18 protein-coding genes, 2 tRNA genes and 1 pseudogene are annotated in these 22,501 nt (G+C 59.7%); all 21 read right to left on the bottom strand.

The genetic code is table 11. From position 1 onward, the window contains the following. Positions 1 to 466 precede the first annotated feature (466 nt). A pseudogene (locus CLI93_RS14370) lies at positions 467 to 1,414 on the bottom strand (RHS repeat domain-containing protein); the annotation flags it as partial. 272 nt (positions 1,415 to 1,686) lie between these two features. Continuing rightward, positions 1,687 to 2,025 carry a DUF1493 family protein gene (locus CLI93_RS14365; RefSeq protein ID WP_238946665.1) on the bottom strand — a complete coding sequence of 113 codons (339 nt, stop codon included), beginning with the start codon at positions 2,023 to 2,025 and terminating at the stop codon, positions 1,687 to 1,689. Positions 2,026 to 2,520: 495 nt separating this feature from the next. Continuing rightward, positions 2,521 to 2,742 (bottom strand): hypothetical protein, encoded by a 222-nt coding sequence (locus CLI93_RS15025; protein ID WP_143327016.1) that lies wholly within the window; start codon positions 2,740 to 2,742, stop codon positions 2,521 to 2,523. 61 nt (positions 2,743 to 2,803) lie between these two features. Continuing rightward, positions 2,804 to 3,163: a hypothetical protein gene (locus tag CLI93_RS14360; protein ID WP_143327015.1), complete on the bottom strand. Its 360-nt coding sequence runs from the start codon at positions 3,161 to 3,163 to the stop codon at positions 2,804 to 2,806. Positions 3,164 to 3,206: 43 nt separating this feature from the next. Beyond that, on the bottom strand, positions 3,207 to 3,512 hold the full coding sequence (locus CLI93_RS15020) for a hypothetical protein (RefSeq protein ID WP_143326872.1): 306 nt from the start codon (positions 3,510 to 3,512) through the stop codon (positions 3,207 to 3,209). After that, on the bottom strand, positions 3,512 to 3,874 hold the full coding sequence (locus tag CLI93_RS15015; protein WP_144290859.1) for a hypothetical protein: 363 nt from the start codon (positions 3,872 to 3,874) through the stop codon (positions 3,512 to 3,514). The genes CLI93_RS15020 and CLI93_RS15015 overlap by 1 nt, the downstream gene beginning before the upstream one ends. 103 nt (positions 3,875 to 3,977) lie before the next feature. Then, a complete protein-coding gene (locus CLI93_RS14355) occupies positions 3,978 to 4,565 on the bottom strand; it encodes an RHS repeat domain-containing protein (RefSeq protein WP_143327014.1) in 588 nt (195 codons plus the stop codon). 248 nt (positions 4,566 to 4,813) lie between these two features. After that, positions 4,814 to 4,889, bottom strand: a tRNA-Phe gene (locus tag CLI93_RS14350). Between the two features lie 92 nt (positions 4,890 to 4,981). Next, positions 4,982 to 5,689: a response regulator gene (locus CLI93_RS14345; RefSeq protein WP_095996030.1), complete on the bottom strand. Its 708-nt coding sequence runs from the start codon at positions 5,687 to 5,689 to the stop codon at positions 4,982 to 4,984. 44 nt (positions 5,690 to 5,733) lie between these two features. Then, positions 5,734 to 8,016, bottom strand: coding sequence for a sensor histidine kinase (locus CLI93_RS14340; RefSeq protein ID WP_095543357.1), 2,283 nt, complete (start codon positions 8,014 to 8,016; stop codon positions 5,734 to 5,736). Positions 8,017 to 8,070: 54 nt separating this feature from the next. Beyond that, entirely contained in the window at positions 8,071 to 9,477 is a 1,407-nt protein-coding gene (gene rsmB / locus CLI93_RS14335; protein ID WP_095543372.1) for a 16S rRNA (cytosine(967)-C(5))-methyltransferase RsmB, read from the bottom strand. Positions 9,478 to 9,662: 185 nt separating this feature from the next. After that, on the bottom strand, positions 9,663 to 13,892 hold the full coding sequence (gene rpoC, locus CLI93_RS14330; RefSeq protein WP_095543356.1) for a DNA-directed RNA polymerase subunit beta': 4,230 nt from the start codon (positions 13,890 to 13,892) through the stop codon (positions 9,663 to 9,665). A gap of 21 nt (positions 13,893 to 13,913) precedes the next feature. After that, positions 13,914 to 18,032, bottom strand: coding sequence for a DNA-directed RNA polymerase subunit beta (gene rpoB / locus CLI93_RS14325; RefSeq protein WP_095543355.1), 4,119 nt, complete (start codon positions 18,030 to 18,032; stop codon positions 13,914 to 13,916). A gap of 356 nt (positions 18,033 to 18,388) precedes the next feature. After that, positions 18,389 to 18,766: a 50S ribosomal protein L7/L12 gene (gene rplL, locus CLI93_RS14320; protein ID WP_095539389.1), complete on the bottom strand. Its 378-nt coding sequence runs from the start codon at positions 18,764 to 18,766 to the stop codon at positions 18,389 to 18,391. Positions 18,767 to 18,874: 108 nt separating this feature from the next. Further along, complete coding sequence (gene rplJ / locus CLI93_RS14315) at positions 18,875 to 19,375, bottom strand: 50S ribosomal protein L10 (protein ID WP_095539390.1); 501 nt, start codon at positions 19,373 to 19,375, stop codon at positions 18,875 to 18,877. A gap of 352 nt (positions 19,376 to 19,727) precedes the next feature. Continuing rightward, positions 19,728 to 20,423: a 50S ribosomal protein L1 gene (gene rplA / locus CLI93_RS14310; RefSeq protein WP_095543354.1), complete on the bottom strand. Its 696-nt coding sequence runs from the start codon at positions 20,421 to 20,423 to the stop codon at positions 19,728 to 19,730. Position 20,424: 1 nt separating this feature from the next. After that, positions 20,425 to 20,856 (bottom strand): 50S ribosomal protein L11, encoded by a 432-nt coding sequence (gene rplK / locus CLI93_RS14305; RefSeq protein ID WP_095539392.1) that lies wholly within the window; start codon positions 20,854 to 20,856, stop codon positions 20,425 to 20,427. Between the two features lie 282 nt (positions 20,857 to 21,138). Next, positions 21,139 to 21,720 carry a transcription termination/antitermination protein NusG gene (gene nusG / locus CLI93_RS14300; RefSeq protein WP_095543353.1) on the bottom strand — a complete coding sequence of 194 codons (582 nt, stop codon included), beginning with the start codon at positions 21,718 to 21,720 and terminating at the stop codon, positions 21,139 to 21,141. Beyond that, positions 21,720 to 22,106 carry a preprotein translocase subunit SecE gene (secE, locus tag CLI93_RS14295; RefSeq protein ID WP_095543352.1) on the bottom strand — a complete coding sequence of 129 codons (387 nt, stop codon included), beginning with the start codon at positions 22,104 to 22,106 and terminating at the stop codon, positions 21,720 to 21,722. Before secE ends, nusG begins: the two co-directional genes overlap by 1 nt. Positions 22,107 to 22,221: 115 nt before the next feature. Beyond that, positions 22,222 to 22,297 (bottom strand) — tRNA-Trp (locus CLI93_RS14290). A gap of 75 nt (positions 22,298 to 22,372) precedes the next feature. Beyond that, positions 22,373 to 22,501: EF-Tu C-terminal domain-related protein (locus CLI93_RS14285; RefSeq protein WP_476726714.1), on the bottom strand; the 129-nt coding region annotated here is incomplete at its 5' end.

Genomic DNA, 22,501 nt, shown 5'->3' with positions numbered 1-22,501 from the left:
GTTTGATGACCTGTCTGCGCCGCTCTTGCCGCGCTTCAGGGCTCAGCTTTCTCATGTCGATCATTTCCATAAGACATTATCTGCAGATTGAAGCTTTTATTTCAAGTTTTTTTATTTCTGATCAATAGAAATCTGCAAACTGCGATTAATAATAATATAGAACCTACAATGAAATCAATCAAAAAGGGGAGAAAAAAAGTAAAATTATTCTGAAATATTTGAGTAGACCATCTTTGCATTTTTTTACTTCTTCTGCCAATCCAAAGTGATATGAAAAATGCTGGCGGCGACATGTAAAATATCATGCGGTTGCTCACCTTAACCCCGAATCCAAAATCAATAAGTGCGAACACGAAAATCGTTATTCCCATGATACACAACCACGAAAACACAACCCCCCTCAAATGGGACTCATACTTAAGCCTTGAGTCATTGAACTCGTCAAATTTTTTTTTCATTAATTAACTCAACAACCACAATCACGAGAATCACCGTTCCAGTCTTTGATTGGATCTCCGATCGCCTTGTCAAGAACAAATCCAGCGACCATCCCATAAACAAGGTCTTTTTGCATTGAATCAATAGTCTTATTGTGTTTTTTGACTCTATCGGCAGCTATCTTCCTTTGCCGTTTTGCAGCCTTTGTGTGCAAGGAAAGACCCGGCGGCCTTGCCTTTTTCTTCAATAGGAGTCCTCCAATACCTTCTTTCCATCCAGGCAAGCCAATCATGCCAAACATTCCGCTCACCGTGATGTCCCATAAATCCAAATTGGTGAGACTGCATCCCATAAGCAAATTTTTACCCGTTTGAACCGCAAACTCCTCAAACGCGCCGCCTATGAACCTTGCAACCAGCACCGGCACAATTTCACCCGTAGGGTCAAACTGAACAGTTGGGGATGCTTTTGCATAGGCAAAAACATTGAAGTCCCCAACAAGCCCAATCGGATCACTTTGGATGTACCTCCCCCTTGCCGGACTGTAGTCCCTGAAGAAGTTCTGGTGCAGGCCTGTTTCCTTGTCCCAGTACTGCCCCGGGAACCTGAGGTTGATCTGGGTGCTGTTGTCCGCTTCGATGCCGGTATTGCCAAACGCTTCGCTGTAGCCCCTCCAGGTCTTGTTGCCGCTCTTGTCGGTCGCCAGGATCGGCGTGCCCAGGTGGTCTGTGGTGATGTAGTGGTAGCGCGTTTGGCTGCTCGTGAGGCTGCCGTTGTGGATGTCCGCTTGCCAGACCGGATCGGTGCTCCACAGCTCTTCTTCGGCATCGTGCGTGTTGGGGTTGAAGCCATACGCCTTGGTGATCTGCCCTGCTTCGTTGGCTTCGGCCATCAGCGCACTGTCGCCGTTGAGGTAGTAGGTGCTTTGGCTGTTTGGCCCTTCGGTGACGGTCTTGGCGATCCTGCGACCAAAGGGGTCGTAGCGGTAGCTGACCGTGAGGCTTGCTGCGCTGCTGGCTGCTGCGGTGTTGCCCTGGGTTCACAGAACTGTCCGCTGATTTGTGCATAGCATAAGGGATCAACGCGCCTGTTTGGGTAGGAACGAGCAAGAAACAGTGCAAAAAAGAGAAGAAATCACACGTGCGGATGCTGTGATGGCGCGCGCAACTACGGGTTTCAGCCTCGTTTTGTGAAAAAACGGGGTTGAAAACAGGCGAAGAAGTGTCGGCGGACAGCGGACGGGACAACTCATTCCCACCGTTTGTTATGAATCGCGCGGTCAATCCTTTCTAAGGTAAGCGGCAACCACTCGCCGCACTGTCTGGCAGTACTACCGGCAAAGGGAACAACCCAGAGCAAGGCACGGGCGAGCATGTTCTTTCCTCCGAATTCGTGCGGAAAGAATTTTCCGAAATCGAAATCACTCAGATCAACACAATAGTGCTCGGCTAACACTTCCATGCAAGCTTCCGCAATATCGCCATAGATCCCAAGATCGTGGTACATGCGTGTCCTGCCATTGCATTGCATGATCTTATTTTCCGAAACCCCGCAGCGCTTGAGGTATTCACGCAGTTCGACCGACAACTCGTTAGACATTAATATCAATCGCAAGAAAAATCGTCGTAAACCTCATAGATAACCAAAGCAACCCTTGCATAGGGAACTTTACGTAGGAATTTGGCAATCCTGTTTCGCGTACTAATGGAATACCAGCCACGTTTTGCCGCCGCATGATTTATCTGACTCAAACTCGAAGTTGCTGGGCCTGCTGGGCGTTGTCGCCGGTGAGTTAATAGGTGCTCTAATTGCTTTGCTCCTTCGGTGACTGTCTAGCAATCCTGCATCTATATTTCAATTGCATCCACAATCCCCTGGCATAACCACTTAATTAATCACAACACATTAACTCTAATACACATAAACGTACTCAGCATCATGTGAAAACGATACAATCGAACAATTCCTTTTTTTATCCCTTTTATCAGCTGATTAAAATTCACCTCATCTGAAAAAACATGTTCCTCACCGAAACAATCCAGATACCCAAAAGACCTTAAATGCGCAAGAGCATCACGCCTTTCAAGCTCCAAAACAAAAAAACAACATTCCGCTTTTGGCTGCCTTTTTCGCAATCCATTCAAAATCATTAACCCGCCCCATTAGCGAATGAAAAATCACCCCCCAAAAAACCTCCCTCATCTCAAATACAGTCAATATTTTTTTAATTGTCACTTTTTCAAGAAAATGCTTTACTAACTCTGCTGGCATCAAAGTGTTAACGAGACATTCTTCGTCAAACACGTCTGGCACTTTTAACGCGATCATTTAAAAGCAGCCACAAAAATTATCAGAGGCAGATGCCTCACCCCCCCAACCCTATTACACCAAATCCAAGACCCATGTCAATAAAATCATAAAGCTGATCTCCAATTTTCCCATCTTTATACAATTTTTTAAAATTTTTAATCCATTTATCCCCTTGGAAAGGCAAATGATGCGTTCCCAGTCCATTTTTCTTATGCCCCAAATGAAAATGAGGCACTCGATATCTTTTGTTATTTGTCCAGCTTCCTCTAGATCCCCATCTACCCAGTTCAGCTCGAAAGCCAAGATTTGCTCCACTTCTTATGATTCCGCCGACACCAGAGCCTATGGCTGCCCATGAAGCAACGGATCCCCAATTAATGCAGTCAATGCGCCCCCTGTTTTCCAAAACTGCCAACTAAAGTTCATAAGACCACCCACGATCCACCAGGATTTGGTTTTCATTCATCCTCAGGAGCAGGCTGCCAGGCTCCCTTAAGCCCTTTTGATTCAATAATATTTATAATCGCCAATTTTTTTTTTACAATTGGACTAACCACCCAAACACCAACCAAACCGGAAACAGGAGTGGGGTTGTAATTTTTCACTTCCTCATCAATTGCATCTCTGAAAAAAGAGCCCGGCAACAGCTCATGATCCACAATCAATTTTGAATATTTTTTTATAGCACGCAAAACATCTTTTGCCTTGCATTGAGAAATATAAGTTCCTCCCTCATACTCAAGAATAAATGTATACAGATTCATTAGCGCCCCTGATCCCTAGTGTGATGAGCTTCTCCAGTTTTATCTGCTTGCTTCTTGAGATGGTCAACCTGCCTCTTCAATTTTTCTAAATTTTTCTTATCTTCAGGTGTTTTGTTTGGTTTCGCCTTTAGGTCTTCAAGCTCTTTTTTCTTTTTCTCCCATTCTTCTTTTGCGCGCCTCTTCGATTCTTGATTTATGTGTGGATCATTTTTTCCTGTTTTTGGTCTTTTTATTTTAGACCCTTGAGCTTTAAACTTCCCTCCGAACCAATTAATCGGATTAGCACAGCCAAGCGCACAATCCTGCGCATTGTCGGTCAGCGTATTGGGCCAACAATCGACTTCGCCGGTCAGCGCGTCCACGATGGACGAACGCGCCGTGCAACTGGTCACACACCTGAAGTAGCTCCAAACGATGGGGGCTATCGGCACTTCTCCCGTGGGGTCAATGTAGCCCAGCGGGTCGCTACTGGCGTATTCGTAGGTGTTCAATCCCCCGAAGATGCCCAGCGGGTCTGACTGGGACGTATCTTCCCCTTAGCGGACTGTAGTCCCTGAAGAAGTTCTGGTGCAGGCCCGTTTCCTTGTCCCAGTACTGCCCCGGGAACCTGAGGTTGATTTGGGTGCTGTTGTCCGCTTCGAGGCCTGTGTGGCCGAATGCCTGGCTGTAACCTCTCCAGATCTTGTTGCCGCTCTTGTCGGTCGCCAGGATCGGCGTGCCCAGGTGGTCTGTGGTGATGTAGTGGTAGCGCGTTTGGCTGCTCGTGAGGCTGCCGTTGTGGATGTCCGCTTGCCATACCGGGTCGGTGCTCCACAGATCTGCTTCGGCATCGTGCGTGTTGGGGTTGAATCCATAGGCTTTGGTGATCTGCCCTGCTTCGTTGGCTTCAGCCATAAGGGCGCTGTCGCCGTTGAGGTAGTAGGTGGTTTGGCTGCTTTGCCCTTCGATGACGCTCTTGGCAATTCTGCGCCCTTTTCCCGTCAACGGCGGCAAGCAATGCGCGCGCGGTGAAGGCAATGAGCGCCTCGCACCCATCAGGACGAGCAACCGCAAGCACGTGCTTATGCTCTGGAGCTCCCATTGAAACGAACATAGCCTGATGTAAAAGGATTTTTACGTGTGCCAATGCGGAAAGGTTGGCGCAGATTTCGGGAGAACTGCAGAACAAAGAATAGGAGGAACGGGCCAGATCGGTGGCCCATGTGCATATGCTCTGACACACGCAAAACGGCGCAGACCCGAGCAGTGTTCGGAACGCGCAAAGAAAAACGCCCAACCGTGAATGGTTGGGCGTTTGTGTTTGGTGGCTCGGGGCGGAATCGAACCACCGACACGCGGATTTTCAATCCGCTGCTCTACCAACTGAGCTACCGAGCCAAGCCTCAGATTTTATCACTGTTTTTTTGCAGCAGCGGCCAAGCAGCGATATTTTTACTTGCCGCGCCCGATGCCCGATGGGCTGCTGCCCATCACGACACGCTGCTGTTGCGCCGCTTGCCCAGCTCTACGCCAAGCTGGCGCAGCTTGCGGTAGAGGTGCGTGCGCTCCAGGCCGGTTTTTTCCGCCACACGCGTCATGGAGCCGCCTTCGCGCGCCAGGTGGAACTCGAAGTAGGCTTTTTCGAAATGGTCCCGAGCTTCGCGCAGTGGGCGATCCAGATCAAAGTCCTGATGCTGCTCAGGCAATGTTTTTTCTGGCGGGATGGCGCGGATGATGTGGGCATCCGGGGGCAAGGTTGTTGCAGGGGCCTGGGGGGCACTCGCCTGGGCAATCTTGTCCATGGCGCTGCTGGCTGCGCTGACCATGGCTGGCGGACTTTTCTCCAGCGCCTGATTCACTGCCTTGAGCAGTTTTTGCAGGGTAATGGGTTTTTCCAGGAACGAGAACGCGCCAATGCGCGTGGCCTCGACGGCGGTGTCTATGGTGGCGTGGCCGCTCATCATGATGACGGGCATGTCGAGCTGACCGGCCAGAGACCATTCCTTGAGCAGGCTGACGCCGTCCGTGTCGGGCATCCAGATGTCCAACAGCACCAGGTCGTATTTGCTTTCGCCGCATGCCGTGCGGGCCTGGCCGGCGTTTTCCGCCAGGTCGACATGATGGCCTTCGTCGTTGAGTATTTCGGAGAGCAGGTCCCTGATGCCCAGCTCGTCATCCACAACCAATATGTTTGCCATTTTCTTCGGTAACCGTTTGTTTTCGAGTTCTCGCTGCGAGTGTCTCACGCGGGATGCGCTTGCGCCGCTGGCTCGAACGACAGCGATATGCGCGCACCCACGACCTCCCCCTGCTCGTTTTGCACATTGCCTAAATCAATCAGCGCGTGGTGCTCGTCGGCGATCTTCTTGACGACCGCCAGCCCCAGGCCCGTGCCCTTGGCCTTGGTGGTGACATAGGGCTCGAAAACGCGCTGGAGCATGCTGTCCGGAAAGCCGGTGCCGTTGTCCTCCACACACAAGCGCACTCGCCGCGCTGCCTCACTCCAATGGGTACTTACCATGATTTGCGCCGGCAATTCTGCACGATTCTCTTGGGCTTGCAGGCTTGCATCCTGCGCATTCTGTAAGAGATTGTGGATGACTTGGCGCAATTGCATCGCATCGCCCAGGATGGGCGGGCAGTCAGGTTCGAGCTGGGCCACGATGCCGAAGCTGGCGTTTTCCGTGCCGTAGAGCTGCAGCACATCATGCACCAGCGCATTGAGGTCCAGCACTTCGAGGCGCGCCGTGGGCAGGCGCGCATAGTCGCGAAATTCGTTGACCAGGCGCTGCATGGCATCGACCTGATCGACGATGGTTTGCACCGATTTTTGCAGGATACCTTCTTCCTTTTCGGGCAGCTTGCCTGTCAGGCGCATTTGCAGGCGCTCGGCCGAGAGCTGGATGGGGGTGAGCGGATTTTTGATTTCGTGCGCCAGGCGACGCGCCACTTCGCCCCAGGCTTCGGCGCGCTGGGCCGAGACCACGTCGGAGATGTCGTCGATCACCACCAGCCGGTTGCCATCGGGCAGCAATGCGCCACGGGCCACGATGCTGAGTGCGAATTCCTTGGCCGCCGCAGGCGCAGCGCCCTGTGGCGGCGCGTACAGCTCGTAGGTATGCTGCCAGTGGCCCACATCGCGCTCGCCGGCCAGAAAGCTGTCGAAGCGCTGGCGCACGGCCTGGGCAAATTCGTGCAGATCGGGCACCTCGGCCAGCTCCCGCCCGGCATAGGCGGCCAGCGGCGCGCGCAGTACCCGGGTCGCCCCCGGATTGGCCGAGACGATGTGGCCTTGAGTGTCGAGCACCAGCACCCCCGCCGTCAGGTTGTCCAGAATGGTCTGCAGCTGCTCACGCGAGGCGTCGAGCGCAGCCAGGCTTTTTTGCTCGGAGGCGCGCGCCGTGGCCAGCTGGTGGGTCATCAACGCGAAGGCGCGCGTGAGGCCGCCGAGCTCATCGTTGCGCGGCAAAGCCACCTTGGGGTTGAGGTTGCCCGCTGCCACCTCCTTGACGCCATCGGCCAGGATGAGCACGGGCCGCAGGATTTGGTTGCCCAGCAGCACGGCCAGCACGATGGCGCCAAATACCGCCAGGAACAGACTCAGCGTGAGCGTGCCGATGTACATGCGCCGCAGCCCGTGGCGGCCCTGCGCGCGCTGCTGGTATTCGTCATTGGCCTGGCGCACGGCAAAGGCATCGGCCACCAGCACCTGGGGCACGGGCACGGTGATTTGCAGAAAGCGCACGTCGTCCGTGCCCAGCTGCAGCGTGCCGCCAATGCCGCGCACCAGCACCAGGGTCTGCACCTGCACCAGCGCCTGGCCATCACTTTGGGCCTGCTCCAGGCCTTCGAGCGCGGCCCACTCGCGCTGCTCGCGCGCCAGGCGAAAGGCCTGGGCCGAAGGCCGATGCGGCAGCGCCGATCCAGGCGCACCGGTGCTGACGTCCACCTCGCCATTGGCGCGCCAGAGCACCACGTCGTCGGCATCGAATTGCTCACGGATCTGCTCCAAGGCAATGGCCAGCGAGGCCGGGCGCACCTGTTCGAGCTGGTTGGCCGAGTAGCGCGCCCGCGCCGTGGTGTTGACGACCCAGGCATCCAAGGTGGTGCTGGCCATGCCCACGCCGGCGCTCAGCGCGTTTTCCACACGCACGTCGAACCAGTTCTCGATGGAGCGCGAGACGAACTGGTAGGAAATCACATACACCAGCGCGCCGGGCAGGATGCCCACCACGCAAAACAGCGCAGCCAGCTTGATGAGCAGGCGGCTGCCGAACTTGTTTTGCTGCAAACGCCGGTACAGGCGCCAGCCGCCCCAGGCCAGGATCAGCAGCAGCAAGGCCGCCACCACGCCATTGAAGCCCAAGAGCCAAGGGTAGTACTGCTCGTAGAGGCCATGGCTGTCGGTGGCCAGGGCCAGCACGAACAGCAAGACCAGGGCAATGGCCATGATCACGGCCAGGATCACGCCCAGCGTCCAGCGCAGGCGGCGGCTTTTCTTGGCCGAGGAAGTGGATGCTGTCATTCTTCGTGATTCCCGCTGCGGCGCGCGCCCAGGCTGCGCACCGCCATGCATGCGTTACTGCGCGGCGCGTTTGTGCAGCAGCGCATAGAAAAAGCCATCGTGGCTGCCCATCGCGTCCGGCTCCTGGCCCTGGCCATCATGTGCCAGCTCCTGCGGCGGCGTCGGCAGCAATTGCAGCATGGGGCCCAGCAGCTCGACGTCGGCCTGCGCGCGCATGAAGCGCTCGATCTGCCCCTGGCCCTCGCAATGGAACACCGAGCAGGTGCAGTACAGCAAGCGCCCGCCGGGGCGCAGCAAGGGCCAGAGGCGCTGCAGCAGCAGGGCCTGGCGCTGCGCCAGCTCGGTCAAGTCCTCGGCGCGGCGCAACCAACGGATATCGGCATGTCGGCGCACGATGCCCGAGGCCGAGCAGGGCGCATCCAGCAGCAGCAAATCCAGCAGGCGATCGCCCAGCAGCGATTGACGCCAGCTCTGCGGCGCGCTGGCGTCGGCCACCACCACCTGCGCCTGGGCCTGGGGCAATTGCAGGCGCTGCAGGTTTTCTGTGATGCGCTGACAGCGCGCCGCATCCACATCCATGGCCAGCAACTGCATGGGCATGCCGCGTACCGCCGCCCACTCCAGCAGATGCGCCGTCTTGCCGCCTGGCGCGGCACAGGCATCGAGCACCAGCCAGGGCGCTGCCGCGCTGGCGGGCGGCGCAAACCCCTCCAGCAGCATGGGCGCGGCGCGCTGCGCAGCCGCATCCTGCACCGAGAACCAGCCTTGGTCAAAGCCAGGCAGCTGGCGCACATCCACGGCCTGGGCCAGCTCCAACCCAGCCTGCGCCACCGCTCGGGCCTGAATACCGGCCTGCTGCAGCTGCTGGGCATATTCCTGGCGTGACAACAGGCCTTCATTGACGCGCAGCGTCAGGGGCGCGCGCTGCTGATTGGCCTGCAGCACGGCCTGCCAATGCGCCGGGTGGTCCTGGCGCAGCTGGCGCACCCACCAGGCCGGGTGATTCCAGCGGGCTTGCTCATCGCCTTGCAGCGCTGCTTCCAGCTGCGCGCGCTCGCGCAGAAAACGCCGCAGGCAGGCATTGACGAAGCCGGCCTGCGCCGCCAAGGTACGCTGGTCGCGCATGGCCTGCACCGTCTGGTTAACCACCGTATGCGGGGCATAGGCCACCTCCTGCGGGGCCAGCAGCAAGGCCAGCGCCACCCCCAGCCGGGCCTGCACCGCGCGGCTGGGGGCGCGCCGCGCCAGCAGCGCAATCAGCCCCTGCGCCTGCCCCCAGTGCCGCAGCGCGGTGTAGAGCAGGGCCTGCGCGCCGGGTCGGCTGGCCGTGGCAGGCCAGCTGGCCACCACCTCACGCGCCGATTGGCCCTGCACAACCTGCATCAGCCCCTGGGCCGCAAGATCGATTAGTTCCGCCAGCGGCGGCTCACAACGTGGGGGGGGCGAGGCAAGAGTCGGCATGGCCGCATCATAAAAGCACCAACGCAGCCGCCGGCTGGCATCGCCCCGCATACAGCCACTTGGCATTGGCATGGCCACAGACGCGACAACGCCCGCTGTTTGCGGGCGTTGTCGTGGGTTGCGCGCAAATGCGAGCTCAAGGAGCCGCTATACCGCGCGTTCAAAGCCCCGCAGGGGGCTTTGCGTCAGGACTCATCGGGGCTGCTGCTGCCTTCTTCGTCGGCTGCAGGCTCATCGGCGCTGTTGTGTTCAGCGGCGGCTTCCTGCTCGGCGATGGCGCGGCGCTCGGCTTCGTCCATGGCGTCCTTGGCCTTGCGCGCCTGGTGGTAGGCCAAGCCAGTGCCAGCCGGGATCAGGCGGCCGACGATGACGTTTTCCTTCAGGCCGCGCAGCTCGTCGCGCTTGCCCATGATGGCCGCTTCGGTCAACACGCGCGTGGTTTCCTGGAAGGACGCGGCAGAGATGAACGAGTCGGTGGACAGCGAGGCCTTGGTGATGCCCAGCAGCAGGTTGGTGTAGGTCGCGGGGATCTTGCCCTCTTTTTGCAGCGCCTCGTTGGTGTTGAGGATTTCGCTGCGCTCGACCTGCTCGCCCTGGATGTAGCTGGACTCGCCCGGGTTCTCGACCACCACGCGGCGCAGCATCTGACGCACGATGACCTCGATGTGCTTGTCGTTGATGGGCACGCCCTGCAGGCGATAGACGTCCTGCACCTCGTCAACGATGTAGCGCGAGAGCTCCTCGATGCCCAGCAGGCGCAGGATGTCCTGCGGGTCGGCCGGGCCGTCGACGACCAGTTCGCCCTTGTTGACCACTTGGCCTTCGTGCACCAGCACGTTCTTTTCCTTGGGGATCAGCTCTTCCCAGACACCGCCTTCGGGGTCGGTGATCTGCAGGCGGATCTTGCCCTTGGTCTCTTTGCCAAAGGACACCGTGCCGGTGATTTCCGCCAGCGTGCCCTTGTCCTTGGGCGTGCGCGCCTCGAACAGCTCGGCCACGCGCGGCAGACCGCCGGTAATGTCGCGGGTCTTCTGGCCTTCGATGGGGATACGCGCCAGCACCTCGCCGGGGCCGACTTCCTGGCCGTCGCGCACCTGGATCAGCGCGCCAACCTGGAAGCCAATGGCCACGGAGTGGTCGGTGCCGGGGATCTTGACCTCATTGCCCTGGGCGTCAAGCAGCTTGACCTGCGGACGCACGACCTTGCTGGAGCCACGGCGCTTGGGGTCAATGACCACCAGCGTGGACAGGCCGGTCACGTCGTCGACCTGCTTGGCCACGGTCAGGCCTTCCTCGACGCCATCGAATTTCACCTGGCCGGCGAACTCGGTGATGATCGGGCGCGTCAGCGGATCCCAGTTGGCCAGGATGGTGCCGGCCTTGACCTGCTGATCGGGCTTGACGGTCAGCGTCGCGCCATAGGGCACCTTGTGGCGCTCGCGCTCGCGGCCGTGCTCGTCGTGGATGACGATCTCGCCCGAGCGCGCGATCACCACCAAATCGCCCTTGGTGTTGGTGACGTAGCGCATGGTGGCGTTGAAGCCGATGATGCCGTTGGACTTGGCTTCTACGCTGGAGGCAATGGCCGCGCGGTTGACCGCGCCACCGATGTGGAAGGTTCGCATGGTCAGCTGCGTGCCCGGCTCGCCGATGGACTGCGCGGCAATCACGCCCACGGCCTCGCCCAGGTTGATCAGGCCGCCACGGCCCAGGTCGCGGCCATAGCACTTGGCGCACAGGCCGTAGCGCGTGTCGCAGGTCAGCGAGGTGCGCACCTTGACTTCGTCCACGCCGGCGGCTTCCAGGTCGTCGAGCTGGTCTTCCTCCAACAGCGTGCCGGCGGCCACCAGCACCTGGCGCGTCTCGGGGTGCAACACGTCCTCAGCCGCAGTGCGGCCCAGAATGCGGTCGCGCAGCGACTCGATGACTTCACCGCCTTCAACCACGGCGCGCATGTAGGTGCCGTTGGTGGTGCCGCAGTCTTCCTCGGTGATGACCAGGTCCTGCGTCACATCCACCAGACGGCGCGTGAGGTAACCGGAGTTGGCGGTCTTGAGCGCCGTGTCGGCCAGACCTTTACGCGCACCGTGCGTGGAGATGAAGTACTGCAGCACGTTCAGCCCTTCGCGGAAGTTCGCGGTAATGGGCGTCTCGATGATGGAGCCATCGGGCTTGGCCATCAGGCCGCGCATGCCGGCCAGCTGGCGAATCTGCGCGGCCGAGCCACGCGCGCCGGAGTCGGCCATCATGTAGATGGCGTTGAAGGATTCCTGCTCCACCTCTTTGCCGTGGCGGTCGATGGTCTTTTCCTTGGCCAGCTGTTGCATCATGACCTTGGAGACTTCGTCACCGGCCTTGCCCCAGATGTCCACCACCTTGTTGTAGCGCTCGCCAGCAGTGACCAAACCGGAGGTGTATTGCTGCTCGATCTCCTTGACCTCGGCCTCGGCGCGGCTGACGATGCTGTGCTTTTGCGGCGGCACCAGCATGTCCTCGATGGCAATCGAGATGCCCGCGCGCGTGGCCAGCCGGAAGCCGTTTTGCAGCAGCTTGTCGGCAAACACCACGGTGTCCTTCAAACCGCACTTGCGGAACGCGGCGTTGATGAGCTTGGAGATTTCCTTCTTCTTCAGCGCCTTGTTGATGACTTCGAACGGCAGGCCCTTGGGCAGGATTTCCGACAGCAGGGCGCGGCCCACGGTGGTATCGCGCACCTTGGTGTTGGCTTCGAGTTCACCCGTGGTCTTGTTCTTGACCCATTCGGTCAGGCGCACGCCCACCTTGGCGTTGAGCTCGACCACACCCGCATCCAGCGCACGCTGCACTTCGCCGATATCGGCAAACACCATGCCTTCGCCCTTGCCGTTGATTTTTTCACGGGTGGCGAAGTACAGGCCCAGCACCACGTCCTGCGAGGGCACGATGGAGGGCTCGCCCGAGGCCGGGAACAGCACGTTGTTGGATGCGAGCATGAGCACGCGCGCTTCCATCTGCGCTTCCACCGACAGCGGCACGTGCACAGCCATCTGGTCGCCGTCGAAGTCGGCGTTGAAGGCCGCGCACACCAGCGGGTGCAGCTGGATGGCCTTGCCTTCGATCAGGATGGGCTCGAAGGCCTGGATGCCCAGGCGGTGCAGCGTGGGCGCGCGGTTGAGCAGCACCGGGTGCTCGCGGATGACTTCTTCCAGAATGTCCCACACCACGGGCGAGCCGCTCTCGACTTCCTTCTTGGCGGCCTTGATGGTGGTGGCGATGCCGCGCTGCTCCAGCTGGGCAAAGATGAAGGGCTTGAACAGCTCGAGCGCCATCAGCTTGGGCAGGCCGCACTGGTGCAGCTTGAGCGTGGGGCCCACGGTAATCACCGAGCGGCCGGAGTAGTCCACGCGCTTGCCCAACAGGTTCTGACGGAAGCGACCGCCCTTGCCCTTGATCATGTCGGCCAGGGACTTGAGCGCGCGCTTGTTGGCGCCCGTCATGGCCTTGCCACGGCGGCCATTGTCCAGCAGCGAATCGACCGATTCCTGCAGCATGCGCTTTTCGTTGCGCGCAATGATCTCCGGCGCCTTGAGCTCCAGCAGGCGGCGCAGACGGTTGTTGCGGTTGATGACGCGACGATACAGGTCGTTCAGATCGGAGGTGGCAAAGCGCCCGCCATCGAGCGGCACCAGCGGGCGCAGATCGGGCGGCAGCACCGGCAGCACTTCCATCACCATCCAGCCGGGCTTGATGCCGGACTTGCGGAACGACTCCAGCACCTTCAGGCGCTTGGAGTTTTTCTTGACCTTGGCCTCAGAGCCGGTCATGTCGCCGCGCAGGCGCTCAATCTCGGCCTCGATGTCGATGCCATCGAGCAGCTCCTTGATGCCTTCGGCGCCCATGCGGGCCTCGAACTCATCGCCGTACTCCTCGCGCTTGGCGTCGTATTCGTCCTCGCTCATGATGCTGAACTTCTTCAGCGGCGTCATGCCCGGCTCGGTCACGACATAGGCCTCGAAGTACAGCACGCGCTCGATGTCGCGCAGCGTCATGTCCAGCACCAAGCCCAGGCGGCTGGGCAGGGACTTGAGGAACCAGATGTGCGCGCAGGGCGCGGCCAGGTCGATATGGCCCATGCGCTCGCGGCGCACCTTGGTCTGCGTGACTTCCACGCCGCACTTCTCGCAGATCACGCCGCGGTGCTTGAGGCGCTTGTACTTGCCGCACAGGCACTCGTAGTCCTTGATCGGACCAAAGATCTTGGCGCAGAACAGGCCGTCGCGCTCGGGCTTGAAGGTGCGGTAGTTGATGGTCTCGGGCTTTTTCACTTCGCCAAAAGACCAGGAGCGGATCTTCTCGGGCGAGGCCAGGCCCACCTTGATGGCGTCAAAGTGGTCGTCGGGCGTGAATTGCTTGAACAGGTCGAGTAAGGATTGCATGGTGTGAACTCCTTTGGCTCATCAGTTGCGTTCGAGCTCGATGTCGAGGCCCAGCGAACGGATTTCCTTGACCAGCACGTTGAAGGATTCGGGCATGCCCGCCTCGATGGCGTGCTCGCCCTTGACGATGGACTCATAGACCTTGGTGCGGCCGGTCACGTCGTCGGACTTGACGGTGAGCATTTCCTGCAGCACGTAAGAGGCGCCATAGGCCTCCAGCGCCCAGACTTCCATCTCCCCGAAACGCTGACCACCGAACTGCGCCTTGCCGCCCAGCGGCTGCTGGGTGACCAGGGAGTACGGGCCGGTGGAGCGCGCGTGCATCTTGTCGTCCACCAAATGGTGCAGCTTCAGGAAGTGCATGTAGCCGATGGTGGTCGGGCGCTCAAAGCGCTCGCCGGTGCGGCCGTCGTACAGGTATGCCTGGGTGCGCGTTTCGGTCAGGCCCTTGGCCTTGGCCACATCGTCCGGGTAGGCCAGCTGCAGCATGTTCTGAATGTCCTGCTCGTCGGCGCCGTCGAACACTGGCGTAGCAAAGGGCACGCCGCTCTTGAGGTTGCGCGCCATCTCGATGATTTGCTCATCGCTGAAGGCGTCCAGGTCCTCCTGGCGGCCGGCCTGGTTGTAGACCTTGGCCAGGAAGGCACGGATTTCCTTGACCTGCTTGCCTTTTTCCACTTCCAGCAAGGCGGCAATGCGCTCTCCCAGGCCCTTGGCGGCCCAGCCCAGGTGCACTTCCAGCACCTGGCCCACGTTCATGCGCGAGGGCACGCCCAACGGGTTGAGCACGATGTCGGCGGTGGTGCCGTCGGCCAGGTAGGGCATGTCCTCGATCGGCACGATCTTGGACACCACGCCCTTGTTACCGTGGCGGCCGGCCATCTTGTCGCCCGGTTGCAGGCGGCGTTTGACGGCCAGATAGACCTTGACCATCTTCAGCACGCCCGGCGGCAGTTCATCGCCCTGCGTGAGCTTGCGGCGCTTTTCCTCGAACGAGAGGTCGAAGCTGTGGCGCGTGGCTTCGATGGCGTTCTTCATGCTCTCGAGCTGTGCGGCCACGGCCTCGTCGGCCGGGCGGATGTCGAACCAGTGGTACTTGTCCACCGAATCCAGATAAGCCGCCTCGATCTTGCTGCCCTTGGCCAGCTTTTGCGGGCCGCCGTTAGCGACCTTGCCCAGCAGCAGCTTGCGCACGCGGTCGAAGGCGTCGGCCTCGACGATGCGCAGCTGGTCGTTCAGGTCCAGGCGGTAGCGCTTGAGCTCGTCCTCGATGATTTGCTGGGCGCGCTTGTCGCGCTCGATGCCTTCGCGGGTGAAGACCTGCACATCGATCACTGTGCCCTGCGAGCCTTGATCCACGCGCAGCGAGGTGTCCTTCACGTCGCTGGCCTTCTCGCCGAAGATGGCACGCAGCAGCTTTTCTTCCGGCGTCAGCGTGGTCTCGCCCTTGGGCGTGACCTTGCCCACCAGCACGTCGCCGGGCTGCACTTCGGCGCCCACGTAGATGATGCCGGAGTCGTCCAGGCGGTTGAGCTGCTGTTCGGACAGGTTGGGAATGTCGCGCGTGATTTCCTCGGCACCCAGCTTGGTGTCGCGCGCCATCACCACCAGCTCCTCGATGTGGATGGAGGTGTAGCGGTCGTCGGCCACGACGCGCTCGGACAGCATCACCGAGTCTTCGAAGTTGTAGCCGTTCCAGGGCATGAAGGCGATCAGCATGTTCTGCCCCAGGGCCAGCTCGCCCAGGTCGGTCGAGCCGCCATCGGCAATCACATCACCCTTGGCCAGCCGGTCGCCTTTCTTGACGATGGGGCGCTGGTGGATGTTGGTGTTCTGGTTGCTGCGCTGGTATTTGATGAGGTTGTAGATGTCCACGCCCACTTCACCGGCGATGGCCTCGTCATCGTTGGCGCGGATCACGATGCGCGTGGCATCGACGTAATCGACCACGCCGCCGCGCTTGGCGGTGACCACGGTGCCCGAGTCCACGGCCGAGACGCGCTCGATGCCCGTGCCCACGAAGGGCTTTTCCGGGCGTAGCACCGGCACTGCCTGGCGCTGCATGTTGGCGCCCATCAGCGCGCGGTTGGCGTCGTCGTGCTCCAGGAAGGGCACGAGCGAGGCCGCCACGGAGACGATCTGTGCAGGGGAAACGTCCATGTACTGCACGCGGCTGGGGTTGACCAGGATGGATTCGCCCTTCTCGCGCGCCGACACCAAATCGCCGGTCAGGTTACCGTCCTTGTCCAGCTCGGCGTTGGCCTGGGCGATGATGTAGTCGCCTTCCTTGATGGCCGAGAGGTAGTCAATTTCATCGGTGACTTTGCCATCGACCACGCGACGGTACGGCGTTTCGATGAAGCCATATTCGTTCAGGCGCGCATACAACGCCAGCGAGTTGATCAGACCGATGTTCGGGCCTTCAGGCGTTTCGATCGGGCAGACGCGACCGTAGTGGGTGACGTGCACGTCGCGCACCTCGAAGCCGGCGCGCTCGCGCGTCAGGCCGCCTGGGCCCAGGGCCGAGACGCGGCGCTTGTGCGTGATCTCCGACAACGGGTTGGTCTGGTCCATGAACTGCGACAGCTGCGAAGCGCCGAAGAACTCCTTGAGCGCGGCCGAGATCGGCTTGGAGTTGATCAAATCGTGCGGCATCAGCGGCTCTTGCTCCGCCGTGCCCAGGCGCTCCTTGACGGCTTTCTCGATGCGCGCCAGGCCGGTGCGGTACTGGTTTTCGGCCAGCTCGCCCACGCCACGCACACGGCGGTTGCCCAGGTGGTCGATGTCGTCGACCTCGCCAATGCCGTTGCGCAAATCGACCAGGATCTTGACCACCGAGAGGATGTCCTCGTTGGACAGCACCATCGCCCCGTTCGGGTCGGGGTTGCCGATCTTGGCGTTGAACTTCATGCGGCCCACGCGCGAGAGGTCGTAGGTGTCCGGGTTGAAGAACAGGCGGAAGAACAGGGCCTGCACGGCGTCCTCGGTGGGCGGCTCGCCAGGGCGCATCATGCGGTAGATGGCCACGCGCGCCTGGTATTCGTCCGGGGTCTCGTCGGTGCGCAGCGTCTGCGAGATGAAGCTGCCGCGGTTGAGCTCGTTGGTGTAGATGCAGGGCAGTTGCTTGACGCCTGCGCTGCGCAGCTTCTTGAGCAGGGCTTCGGTCAGCTCCTCGTTGACCTTGGCAATGATCTCGCCGGTGTCGGGATCGACAATGTTCTTGGCCACGACGCGGCCCAGCAGAAAGTCCTCGGGCACGGAGATTTCCTTCAGCCCGGCCTGCTCCAGCTCACGGATGTGGCGCGCCGTGATGCGCTTGTCCTTGGCGACGATCACATTGCCCTTGGCGTCCGTGATGTCAAAGCGCGCCTGCTCGCCCTTGAGGCGCTCGGGCACCAGCTCCATGCGCGCGCCACTGTCCATCAAGGTGAAGTTGTCGTTGTCGAAGAAGTTCGCCAGGATGGCCTCGGGCGTCAGGCCGATGGCCTTGAGCAGAATCGTCACCGGCATCTTGCGACGGCGATCGACGCGGAAGTACAGCAGATCCTTGGGGTCGAACTCGAAGTCCAGCCAGGAGCCACGGTAGGGAATCACGCGCGCCGAGAACAGCAGCTTGCCCGAGCTGTGGGTCTTGCCCTTGTCGTGCTCGAAGAACACACCGGGGCTGCGGTGCAGCTGGCTGACGATGACGCGCTCAGTGCCGTTGATGATGAACGAGCCCTTGTCGGTCATCAGCGGCACTTCGCCCATGTAGACCTCTTGCTCCTTCACTTCCTTGACGACCTTGTTCTGCGCCGTCGAGGAGTCGCGGTCGTAGATGATCAGCTGCAGGCGCGCGCGCACGGCCGAGGCAAAGGTCAGCCCACGAGTTTGGCACTCGCGCACGTCGAAAGCCGGCTTGGCCAGGTTGTATTCGATGAACTTCATCTCCACAAAGCCATTGTGCGAGACGATGGGGAACGCCGAGTTGAACGCTGCCTGCAAGCCTTCATCCAGGCGTTTCTTGGGCGGCACCTCCGCCTGCAGAAATGCCGTGTAGGCATCCTTTTGCATCTGCAGCAGATAGGGAATGTTCAAAACGCTGTCGCGGCGCCCGAAGCTTTTGCGGATACGTTTGCGTTCAGTAAAGGAATAGGCCATGAGATCTCCGGTCTGAAGGGTTCAGGGGGATTCTTCGACGGTTGTACTTGCAAGCGCAGCTCCAGCGCGCAGGGCCCGGGTGTCGGGGGCGCAAAAGACGTGGCGCTCAAGTCTTGGCGGTTGGCCACTACCAACCATGGCTGACGGCGGTGCATTGCACACCACCCGACCAAGGTGCCTTGCTGTGTCGTGAATTCAGAAAGCACACCAAAACGCTCCACGAGGAACGCTTTCGTCTGCACTCTGCAGCGCGCTTGGGCGGGCCGGCAAGCAGGCTTGTGGCCTGCCCAGCCCAAAACGACAAGAGCCAGGCAGCTGCACTTTGTGCGCGCCTGGCTGTCGTCGCTCTGAAGCGATTACTTCAGTTCGGCCTTGGCGCCAGCTTCTTCCAGCTTCTTCAGAGCGGCTTCTGCATCGGCCTTGGGCATACCTTCCTTGACGGTCTTGGGTGCGCCATCGACCAGGTCCTTGGCTTCCTTCAGGCCCAGGCCGGTGATTTCGCGCACGGCCTTGATCACGGAGACCTTGTTGCTGCCAGCGTCCTTGAGCTCCAGGTTGAACTCGGTCTTCTCTTCTGCAGCAGCAGCGGCGCCACCGCCACCAGCGGCGGCAGGAGCAGCCATTGCAGCAGCGCTCACGCCAAACTTCTCTTCGATCGCCTTGACCAGGTCGTTCAGTTCCAGCACGGTCATGCTGTCCAGAGCCGTCAGGAATGCGTCTTTATCGAATGCCATTTTGAAATCCTCTTTGCAATTGATTCAGTTCATTGGGTTGCCAGCCTAGCGCCTGTGATGGTTGCAGCGCCCGATCGAAAAACCGACCGGCAGGCTCGGCGGGGGTCATCAGGCGGCTGCTTCTTCGCCCTTTTTCTCGGCCAGCGCTGCCAGCACGCGCGCTGTGCGCGACACGGGCGATTGCATCAGGCCAAGCAGCTGCGACAGCAGCACTTCCTTGGTGGGGATGCTTGCCAATTGCTTGACAGCATCGGCATCCAAAGGCTTGCCTTCGTATGCACCACCACGGATCACCAGCTTGTCATTGGTCTTGGCGAAATCGGCCACCACCTTGGCGGCGGCAACGGCGTCTTCCGAAAAACCATAGATCAGCGGCCCCGTGAGCTGGTCAGACACCACCTCGAACGCACTGCCAGCCACGGCGCGACGTGCCAGCGTGTTCTTCAACACGCTCAGGGTCACGTTCTGCTCGCGGGCCTTGATGCGCAGCTGTGTCAGATCAGCCACCGTGATGCCACGGTACTCCGCCATCACCAGCGTCTGGGATTTGGCGGCGAGGTCAGCCACCTGTGCGACGACTGCCTCTTTTTGACTGCGATTCAGACTCAAGGTCCTCTCCTTTCAATGCAATGCTGCTCTGCCCGACATGCCAAGCATTGCGGCATTGCGCCCAGTTAAGCGACCAACTGCCAGAGAATATCAGTGTGTTTCTCCACAGTGGGCACCATCTACGCTGGCCCGCCCCAAAAGTCATGCGACGCAGCAGGCGGCTTAAGCAAGGCCAGAAGCCCTACACCAGCGGTCTCGGATGACCTGCCAGCACCTTCGGTAAAGAGAGGCACCGGCAGCCCACCTGAACCTGCATCTTCAACGAGCATGAAGCCGTTGAAGATGCAGGAATTTTTTTGTTCGACCCAAGCCTGCCATACTCAGACAAGCCCAGGTCCGTCTCGTCCCAAAATCAGGCAGAGATGGTTTGCGTATCAACGCGCACGCCAATACCCATGGTCGAAGACACAGCCACCTTGCGCAGGTACACGCCCTTGGCGCCAGCGGGCTTGGCCTTGTTCAGCGCCTCGATCAGCGCCTGCAGGTTTTGCTGCAGCTTCTCACTCTCGAACGAGCGACGACCGATGGTGCCGTGGATGATGCCAGCCTTGTCCACACGGAACTGCACCTGACCGGCCTTGGCATTCTTCACGGCCGTGGCAACGTCGGGCGTCACAGTGCCAACCTTGGGGTTGGGCATCAGGCCGCGCGGGCCCAGGATCTGACCCAGTGCACCAACAACACGCATGGCATCTGGGGCGGCAATCACCACGTCATAGGGGATATTGCCGGTCTTGAACTCGGCAGCCAGCTCATCCATGCCCACCACGTCGGCACCAGCGGCCTTGGCTTCCTCGGCCTTGGCACCCTGGGCAAACACGGCCACGCGCGCCGTCTTACCAGTGCCATTGGGCAGCACCACGGCGCCGCGCACCACCTGGTCGGATTTCTTGGCATCCACGCCCAGTTGCACGGCCACATCGATGGACTCGTCGAACTTGGCAGTCGCCGCCTCCTTCACCAACGCAATGGCGTCAGCCCAGGGGTAGAGCTTGTTGGAATCGACCTTGCCCTGCAGGGCCTTTTGTTTCTTGGTCAGCTTGGCCATCTCACACCCCTTCCACAGTCACACCCATCGAGCGCGCAGAACCAGCGATGATGCGCACAGCAGCATCCAGATCGGCCGCATTGAGGTCGGCCATCTTGGTCTTGGCGATCTCTTCCAGCTGTGCACGGGTGATCTTGCCAACCTTTTGCTTGTTCGGGTTGGACGAGCCCTTATCCAGCTTGATGGCCTTCTTGATCAAGGTCGTCGCAGGCGGCGTCTTGATGATGAAGGTGAAGCTCTTGTCCGCGTAAGCAGTAATCACCACCGGCAGAGGCAAACCAGGCTCCATGCCCTGGGTTTGCGCATTGAACGCCTTGGTGAACTCCATGATGTTCAGACCACGCTGACCGAGCGCGGGGCCGATGGGTGGCGAAGGATTGGCCTTGCCCGCCGGCACTTGCAGCTTGATAAAGCCGACAATTTTCTTTGCCATGCAAAACTCCTATTCGGGTCCAACGCCTACTGCGCCAAGGCATCACCTTGGCGCCATCGGCTCCCCGATTGATTGAAAAGATCGCGCACAAGCAGCTGCGAGTGCAGCAAATTTTGCGGCGAACTGCGAATTATATGTGCAGATCTAAAATCCTGCAAGCTTACCGCTCCAAATAGGGGTGCCCCATGCGCAGCCCTTCGCCCCGACACTGCAGTCAATGGGCAAACAACATAAAAGCCCGGCATGCCGGGCTTTTGTTCTTGAGGCATTTGCCTTGGAGTGTCATGTCTTCTCGACCTGGGCAAATTCCAGCTCCACAGGGGTGGAGCGGCCAAAGATCATCACCGAGACGCGCAGACGATTGCGCTCGTAGTTGACCTCTTCAACGCTGCCATTGAAGTCAGCAAATGGCCCTTCTTTGACGCGCACCAACTCACCCACCATGAACTCCACCTTATGGCGCGGCTTCTCGCCATCGCCTTGCATGCGCTCAAGAATTTTCTGCACTTCGCGATCAGGGATCGGCGTAGGCTTGTTACGCCCGCCGCCAACGAAGCCCGTGACTTTGCTGGTCTGTTTGACCAGGTGCCAGCTCTCGTCATCCATCACCATTTCGACGAAGACGTAGTTCGGGTAGAGCTTGTGCTCAGTCGTCTTGCGCTGGCCATTCTTGACCTCGACCACTTCTTCAGTAGGCACCAGGATGCGACCGAATTTGTGCTGAACGCCTGCACGGGCTACCCGCTCAAGAATATTGCGCTCCACCGCCTTCTCCATACCGGAGTAGGCTTGCACGATGTACCAGCGCTTGCCGCTACCGGCCTCAGGCGTAGGCTGCTGCTCGCTTTTTTCCATTTCGGTCATCAGTCCCTCCAGCCCAACAGCAAATCAAAAATCACCCAACCCACCGTCACATCAGTCAACCAAAGGAATGTGGCCATGATCACGGCAAAGGCGAACACATATCCGGTCATTTGCATGGCCTCTTTGCGGGTTGGCCAAACTACTTTCTTCAACTCGTTCCAGGAGTCTTTCACATAACCGACGAAGTCGCGCCCCGGGTTAGACCACAGAAATACCAGAGCCGCCAACAGAAAGGCCACCAGCAGTCCCAGCCACTGCACCCAACCGCCATGAGCCTCCAGCATGTAAAAAGCCACGATGCCCCCTACCACCAGTAGAGCACTCACCAGCAACTTGACCACACTGGCGCCAGATCCGACGGTTTCCACCTGCGATGACACAGCCATTTCTCACTCCTTGGGCATCACGGGCCAAGCCCGAAACACCATAGACTCATACACGAAACCCGCCAACACAGGGCGGGTTTTTTAAATCAAACGCAAAGCAAACAATGGAGCCGGGTGGCAGGGGCAGTAGGAATCGAACCTACAACCTTCGGTTTTGGAGACCGACGCTCTGCCAATTGAGCTATACCCCTAAATTGTTCCTGTTTCTGCTACAGCGCTTGCTGCTTACCGGAGCAGAATCCATCGCTTGCTGCAGCGCCGCCTTGTCAGGCAATGATCTTGGCCACCACGCCGGCGCCGACGGTACGACCGCCTTCGCGGATCGCGAAGCGCAGGCCTTCTTCCATGGCGATCGGGGCAATCAGCTTGACGGTGATGCTGACGTTGTCGCCAGG

The sequence above is a fragment of the Vandammella animalimorsus genome, assembly GCF_002288875.1.
Classification (GTDB): Bacteria; Pseudomonadota; Gammaproteobacteria; order Burkholderiales; family Burkholderiaceae_C; genus Lampropedia; species Lampropedia animalimorsus.
This window is presented reverse-complemented; position numbering and strand designations above follow the sequence as displayed.

Coding starts and splice junctions, on each gene's coding strand:
- CLI93_RS14340 (WP_095543357.1), bottom strand. CDS start 8,016: ATGACAGCATCCACTTCCTCGGCCAAGAAAAGCCGCCGCCTGCGCTGG.
- rsmB (WP_095543372.1), bottom strand. CDS start 9,477: ATGCCGACTCTTGCCTCGCCCCCCCCACGTTGTGAGCCGCCGCTGGCG.
- rplA (WP_095543354.1), bottom strand. CDS start 20,423: ATGGCCAAGCTGACCAAGAAACAAAAGGCCCTGCAGGGCAAGGTCGAT.
- rpoC (WP_095543356.1), bottom strand. CDS start 13,892: ATGCAATCCTTACTCGACCTGTTCAAGCAATTCACGCCCGACGACCAC.
- rplL (WP_095539389.1), bottom strand. CDS start 18,766: ATGGCATTCGATAAAGACGCATTCCTGACGGCTCTGGACAGCATGACC.
- rplK (WP_095539392.1), bottom strand. CDS start 20,856: ATGGCAAAGAAAATTGTCGGCTTTATCAAGCTGCAAGTGCCGGCGGGC.
- CLI93_RS15020 (WP_143326872.1), bottom strand. CDS start 3,512: ATGAATCTGTATACATTTATTCTTGAGTATGAGGGAGGAACTTATATT.
- rpoB (WP_095543355.1), bottom strand. CDS start 18,032: ATGGCCTATTCCTTTACTGAACGCAAACGTATCCGCAAAAGCTTCGGG.
- nusG (WP_095543353.1), bottom strand. CDS start 21,720: ATGACCGAAATGGAAAAAAGCGAGCAGCAGCCTACGCCTGAGGCCGGT.
- secE (WP_095543352.1), bottom strand. CDS start 22,106: ATGGCTGTGTCATCGCAGGTGGAAACCGTCGGATCTGGCGCCAGTGTG.
- CLI93_RS14345 (WP_095996030.1), bottom strand. CDS start 5,689: ATGGCAAACATATTGGTTGTGGATGACGAGCTGGGCATCAGGGACCTG.